The 5875-nt window shown below is 63.9% G+C and carries 5 protein-coding genes; 4 read left to right on the top strand and 1 reads right to left on the bottom strand.

What is annotated here, in order from left to right; all coding sequences use genetic code 11:
- Positions 1-155: 155 nt before the first annotated feature.
- Positions 156-890 carry a sulfite exporter TauE/SafE family protein gene (locus tag ACTG4J_RS14405; protein ID WP_439140432.1) on the bottom strand — a complete coding sequence of 245 codons (735 nt, stop codon included), beginning with the start codon at positions 888-890 and terminating at the stop codon, positions 156-158.
- A gap of 275 nt (positions 891-1165) precedes the next feature.
- Between ACTG4J_RS14405 and ACTG4J_RS14400 the strand changes: the two genes are divergently transcribed.
- Genes ACTG4J_RS14400 through ACTG4J_RS14385 form a run of 4 tightly spaced genes read left to right on the top strand, consistent with a single transcriptional unit; the run spans position 1166 to position 5765 of the window.
- Entirely contained in the window at positions 1166-2011 is an 846-nt protein-coding gene (locus ACTG4J_RS14400; protein WP_439140431.1) for an IclR family transcriptional regulator, read from the top strand.
- The gene (locus tag ACTG4J_RS14395) at positions 2008-3447 is read left to right on the top strand and encodes an aldehyde dehydrogenase family protein (RefSeq protein ID WP_439140430.1); all 1440 of its coding nucleotides are present in this window, start codon (positions 2008-2010) and stop codon (positions 3445-3447) included. Before ACTG4J_RS14400 ends, ACTG4J_RS14395 begins: the two co-directional genes overlap by 4 nt.
- Positions 3444-5009 (top strand): FAD-dependent monooxygenase, encoded by a 1566-nt coding sequence (locus ACTG4J_RS14390; protein ID WP_439140429.1) that lies wholly within the window; start codon positions 3444-3446, stop codon positions 5007-5009. Before ACTG4J_RS14395 ends, ACTG4J_RS14390 begins: the two co-directional genes overlap by 4 nt.
- Positions 5010-5765, top strand: coding sequence for an SDR family oxidoreductase (locus tag ACTG4J_RS14385; RefSeq protein ID WP_439140428.1), 756 nt, complete (start codon positions 5010-5012; stop codon positions 5763-5765).
- Positions 5766-5875 lie beyond the last annotated feature (110 nt).

Genomic DNA, 5875 nt, shown 5'->3' with positions numbered 1-5875 from the left:
TCCTTTCGGGGCCACGCTTCCGGCACGCCCCATCGGTATTTCAACACGGTGCGGTTGGGTGCCGACGGCGGCTGAGCAGATGTTGCTTGATTGTCTGCATGACGCGGCCCCCGCAGGGTGTGAGCAAGCCTGATGCGGGATGCCGTGGCGCGCCCCTACCAGATCGCGTCATAGATCAGCTTGAGCGCGATCACCCCCAAAAGCACCAAGATGATCTTGTCGAAGCTTTCCTTGGAGATATGACGCGCCAGCCATGCCCCGATGGGCATGCCGCCCAAAAGCGGTACCATTGCAGCCCCGCTCAGCGCGGCGATCTGCGGGGTCAAGATACCCAAACCGATCAGTGCCGGAATCTGCACCAGTGACATGGCGCAGAAGAAGACCGAGATGGTTGCGATGAACTCTCCCCGTTCCAGTCGCATCGCGTTGAGGAAGGTGACGGATACCGGCGCCGAAATGCCGCCCGCACCTTGCATCATCCCGCCGATCAATCCCACGGGCGCGCAAAGCCTGTCGGCCAAGGGCCGCGCCAGATGCCAGTTTGGGCGCAAAAGCCGAAAGGCGATATAAAGCAGCACGACGCAGGCCACGACGGCCATCAAGACCTCGCCGGGCAAAAAAGCCAAGAGAAGTGAGCCTATCCCCGCGCCGACCGCGCCTGCACCCGCATAGAGCAGCGTGAAACGCCGCGAGATCTGGCTTTTGCGGAACTGCCAGCCCTGCCAAAGATTGGTCAGCAGGTTTGGGATGGTGAAGATCGCAACCGCCATCGGCACATTGAAGATCACCGCCAGCACCGGCACCCCGATCACCGGCGATCCGGCCCCCGTCGCGCCCTTCAAGATACCGCCAAGCCCAAGCCCGATCAGGGCCAGGAAAATATCGCTCACGCTCATCATGCGATCCTTGTTGCCGCATCGCCCCAAAGGAAGGGTGCCTTGCGCCCTTGGCGCGATGCATCCCGCACATTCGGACAAGCCCTGTTTTCGCATTGGTCGAGTTTGGTATTGCTTAATGGGCCATTCAAGATAACCTGCCCGAAATCTCAATTATTGGGATTTAGACCTTGTTGCAACAGGCCATTGGGCCGGAGCGGGCAAATGCGGATGATCTGCGTGATTTGGTGCCGTGCCGGGGTAGGGCTACTCATCGCTGCGAGGTGGCGATGAGCAGCACCTCGGGCAGCGGCGAGCGTATCTTGGCGATCCTCGATCTGTTCACCCTCGATCGCCGCGAATGGTCGCCTGATGCGATGATGGCGGCCTTGGGTTATTCGCGCCCGACGCTGTATCGCTATCTCAAGACGCTCAAGAGTGCGGGGTATCTTGCGTCCGCCCCCGGCGACGGGCTGACCTTGGGGCCGCGCGTGACCGAGTTGGACTTCTTGATGCAACGTAGCGATCCGCTGATCGCGGCGGCGGCCCCTTTCATCAAGATCCTTGCCGCCCGTTACCCCGGTGTGGCCCTCATCACGCGCTGGTACGGCAGCAAGATCTTGTGCGTCGCAAGCGAGCGTTCGCCCGATGCACCGATCTCCAGCTATCCGCGCGGCCAGCCGATGCCGATTGCGCGCGGCGGGATTTCGCGCGTGATCATGGCCAATCTGCCGCGCCGCGAACAAGATCGGCTGATCGAAACGCAGCGCGAGATGCTGGCCGGGCCGAACACCACCGCCGCGGCGCTGCGCGAGACCTACCGCGCCGTGCGCCGCATGGGTTATTGCACGGCTTGGGGCGAGGTGACGCCGGGTGTGGTGGGCGTGGCCGGGCCGATCCTTGCCGCAGAGCGGATGCCCATCGGCGCCATCAGTATCACCAGCAATTCGGCGACGATGCAGGCCGACCGCCTTGCCGCCATCGAACGTGATGTGCGCGATAGCGCGGCGGCGATTTCGGGCATGTTCTGTGCGCGCAGCATTCAGCCGATGGTCGACGCCCCCGCCCCGGCTCATGCGCTGACCGACCAAGATATTCACCAAAGAGTTCCATCGCCAAGGAGGCACCGCCAATGACCATCCATCCCGCAGCGCATTTCATCGGCGGTGAATGGATCGCCGAAGGGTTGCTTGGCGATAGCCTCAACCCCGCCGATGGCAATCGGGTGGGGCAGTATCACAGCGGTAGCGCCGATCTGGCCCATGCTGCCGCCCATGCGGCGCGCGCGGCGTTCTTCGGCACCGCATGGGCGCAGGCCCCCCGCCTGCGTGCGCAGGTATTGCTCGAGATCGCCGACCGGCTGGAGGCCGCGAAGGCCGAGATCGCCGATTTGGTCGTGCTGGAAAACGGCAAGCTGCGCGCCGAGGCCATGGGCGAGACAATGGCCGCCATATCCGAGACGCGCTACTACGCCGGGCTTGCGCGCAACATTCGCGGCTCGATGCAGGAAATCGCGCCCGGCACCCTGTCGCTTTTCCACCGGGAGGCAGCGGGCGTAGCCGGTGTGATCGTGCCGTGGAATGCGCCGGTGACACTTTTGATGCGGTCTTTGGCCCCGGCACTGGCGGCAGGCTGCACGGCGGTGATCAAGCCCGCGGTCCAGACGCCCTTGGTCCATGCGCGGATCATGGCGTGTATTGCAGCCGCGCCGTCACTGCCCAAGGGGGTGATCAATTCGGTCAATGAAAACGGCATCGCGGTCGGCCAAGCGATGGTGGCATCCCCCGATATCGACGTCATTTCCTTTACCGGCTCAAGCCGCACGGGGGCCGCGATCATGGCCGCCGCCGCGCCCACGCTCAAGCGGGTGGGGTTGGAGTTGGGCGGCAAGGCGCCGGCCGTGATCTTCGACGATGCCGATCTCGACCATGCGGTGCATGAGTTGACGCATGGATCGCTGGCCATGGCAGGGCAGATCTGCGTCGCCGCCGCGCGTTTCTTGGTGCATGCGCCCATCGCGGCGGCCTTTGAGGAAAAGATCACCCATGCCTTCCGCAACCTGCGCACCGGGCCGGGCAATGACCCGAAAAGCGAAATGGGATCGCTGATCGACACGGCCAACCAAGCGCGCGTGCTGCGCCTGATCGAACAGGCGGGCGATGAGGGGCAGATGATCCTCAAGGGCGGTGCGCTAGGACAGGGCGCCTTTCTCACGCCGACGCTGTTTCGCATCGACAATCTGCAATCGCCCTTGGTGCAGGAGGAATTGTTTGGCCCCATCGTGTCGGTCGAACGTTTCGCCGATGAGGCCGAGGCCGTCGCGCGCGCCAATGCCACCCCTTACGGCCTTGCCGCATCGGTTTTCACCCGCGATCTGGCGCGATCGACCCGTGTGGCGCGGGCGATCCGGGCGGGCACGGTCTGGCTCAATTCCCACCTCAAGCTTTTCGCCGAGGCCGAGACCGGCGGCTATGGCAAATCCGGGCTCGGGCGGCTGCATGGGCCGGAAGGGCTTTATGATTTCCTCGAGACCAAGCACATCTACATGGAACAGGGTGTGATCGGCGGATGAGCGATTTCGATGTCATCATCGCAGGCGGTGGCCCTGTCGGCATGGGGCTTGCCATCGAATTGGGCCAGCGCGGCATCCGCGTGGCCGTGATCGAACGCCACCACCAGCCCCAGCCGATCCCCAAGGGGCAAAACCTCACCCAACGCACCGCCGAGCATTTCCTTGCTTGGGGCTGCGAGGCGGAATTGCGCACGGCCTTTCCGCTGCCGCCCGGCTCGGGCATCGGCGGCTTGACGACCTATGGCACGCTTCTTTCCGAGCATCATTACGACTGGTTGAACCGCGCCCATGTGCGCGATTTCTATCGCTGCGCCAATGCGCGCCTGCCGCAATACGCGACCGAAGGCGTGTTGCGCGACCGCGCGGCCCAAATCGCGGATATCACACTTCTTTATGGCTGGTCCGTCATCGGGTTTTCGCAAGATAGCAATGATTTGCAGGTCGAGATTGAAGCAACCAGCGATGGCGCGCGACAAGTGCTGACAGGGCGGTATGCCGTGGGCTGCGACGGCAGCCGCTCGCTTTTGCGCGCCGCGGCAGGCATCGAAGAAACGCTGGCCGATCATAACCGGGTGATGGCGCTTTTGGTGTTTCGCTCGCCCGAGTTGCACGAGCTGTTGAAACGCTATCCCGGCAAGGCGTTCTACAACGTCCTTCATCCTGATTTCGAAGGTTATTGGCAGTTTTTCGGCCGGGTCGATCACGGGGTAAGCTGGTTCTTCCACGCCCCTGTTCCTCTGGGCACGACGCGCGAGAGCCATGATTTCGAGGCCATGCTGACCCGCGCCGTGGGTCAGCCCTTTGCGCTTGAGCTTGATTATGTCGGCCTTTGGGATCTGCGCGTGGCGATTGCCGATGATTACCGCAAGGGCCGCGCCTTTGTTGCGGGGGATGCGGCGCATAGCCATCCGCCCTATGGCGGCTATGGGATCAACACAGGGTTCGAGGATGCGCGCAATCTGGGCTGGAAGCTGGCCGCCGTGATCCAAGGCTGGGGCGATGAGCGGCTGCTTGACAGCTACAACGCCGAACGCCGCCCGGTCTTTGCCTCGACCGCGCGCGATTTCATCGAGCGGTTCATCACCGATGATCGCGCCTTTCTGGAGACCTACAACCCCGAACGCGACCGCGCGGCCTTCGAGGCTGCATGGCATAGTCGCAATCTCGATGCCGATGAGGTGATGGCCTTCGAGCCGCATTATGAGGGATCGCCGCTGATCGGCGGAGCGGGCAGCCCCAGTGCAAAGGGCAGCCATACCCATACCGCGCGCCCCGGTCATCATGTGTCGCCGCGCGATCTGCCGGATGGTACCAACAGCTTCGATCGCTTGGGTGCGGGCTTTACCCTTTTGGCTGAGGATGTCGCCCGCGCAGCCGATTTCGTGAACGCGGCCAAGATGTTGGGCGTTCCGCTCGCGCTCGTTGATGTGCCCGAAGGGGCGCTTGAAACGGCCTATGGGTCATCGGCGGTGCTGGTGCGGCCCGATCACTTCGTTGCTTGGATCGAGGATGGGGCAGAGGCAGGGGCGGTCTTGCGCCGCGCGACGGCAAAGGGGGTTTAGATGCGGGTTCTTGTGACTGGGGCGGCGCATGGGATCGGGGCGGCCAGTGCCGCGCTTCTTTCCGCGATGGGGGCGCGGATCGTCGCGATCGATCTGGCCGAACCGCAGCTTACCTGCGACTGGCACCGCGCCGATCTGTCCGATCCCGCCAGCATCGACGCGCTGACGCTGACGGGCGGCTTTGACGCGTTGGTCAATGCCGCCGGGCTGCCGCCGCGCATTGGTGCTGAGGAGGCGGTGCTGGTGGTGAATTACCACGGGCTTGTGCGCTTGACCGAAGCCGTGCTGCCGCTGATGCCATCGGGCGGCGCGATTGTCAGCCTTGCGTCCAAGGCGGGCGCCCGTTGGCGCGAGAATATCGCGCAGGTTCAGCGATTTGCTGCGATTTCTCGCGGCGAGATCGCGGATTTCGTGGCGCTTGAGGGGATCGACCCGGTGCGCGCCTATGATCTGTCGAAAGAGGCGGTGATCCATTGGACCAAATCCAATACCGCGCGGCTTCTGGCGATGGGTCTGCGCGCCAACACCGTCAGCCCGGCGGCGATCGCCACCCGCATCCTGCCCGATTTCGAGGCGGCGTTCGGTGAGCGTGCAACGCGCGGTATCGCACTATCGGGGCGTGCGGGAACGGCGGAAGAGGTCGCCGAGGCTGTGGCCTTTTTGGCAAGCCCCGCCTCCGCTTGGGTGCGCGGCGTCAACCTCGAGGTCGATGGCGGGCTTGCCGCTCAGCTTGAGATTGCCGGTTTGGTGGGCTAGCCGCCCAAGGTCTTGCGAAAGCTATCGACCACTTGATCGAGCGCCTTGCCATCTGGGTCTTTCAGCGCGGCAAGGCGCGCTTGCATGACCCCGCTGGCCAGTTGATCGGC

This window comes from Roseicyclus sp. (assembly GCF_965662675.1).
Taxonomy (GTDB): Bacteria; Pseudomonadota; Alphaproteobacteria; order Rhodobacterales; family Rhodobacteraceae; genus Roseicyclus.
This window is presented reverse-complemented; position numbering and strand designations above follow the sequence as displayed.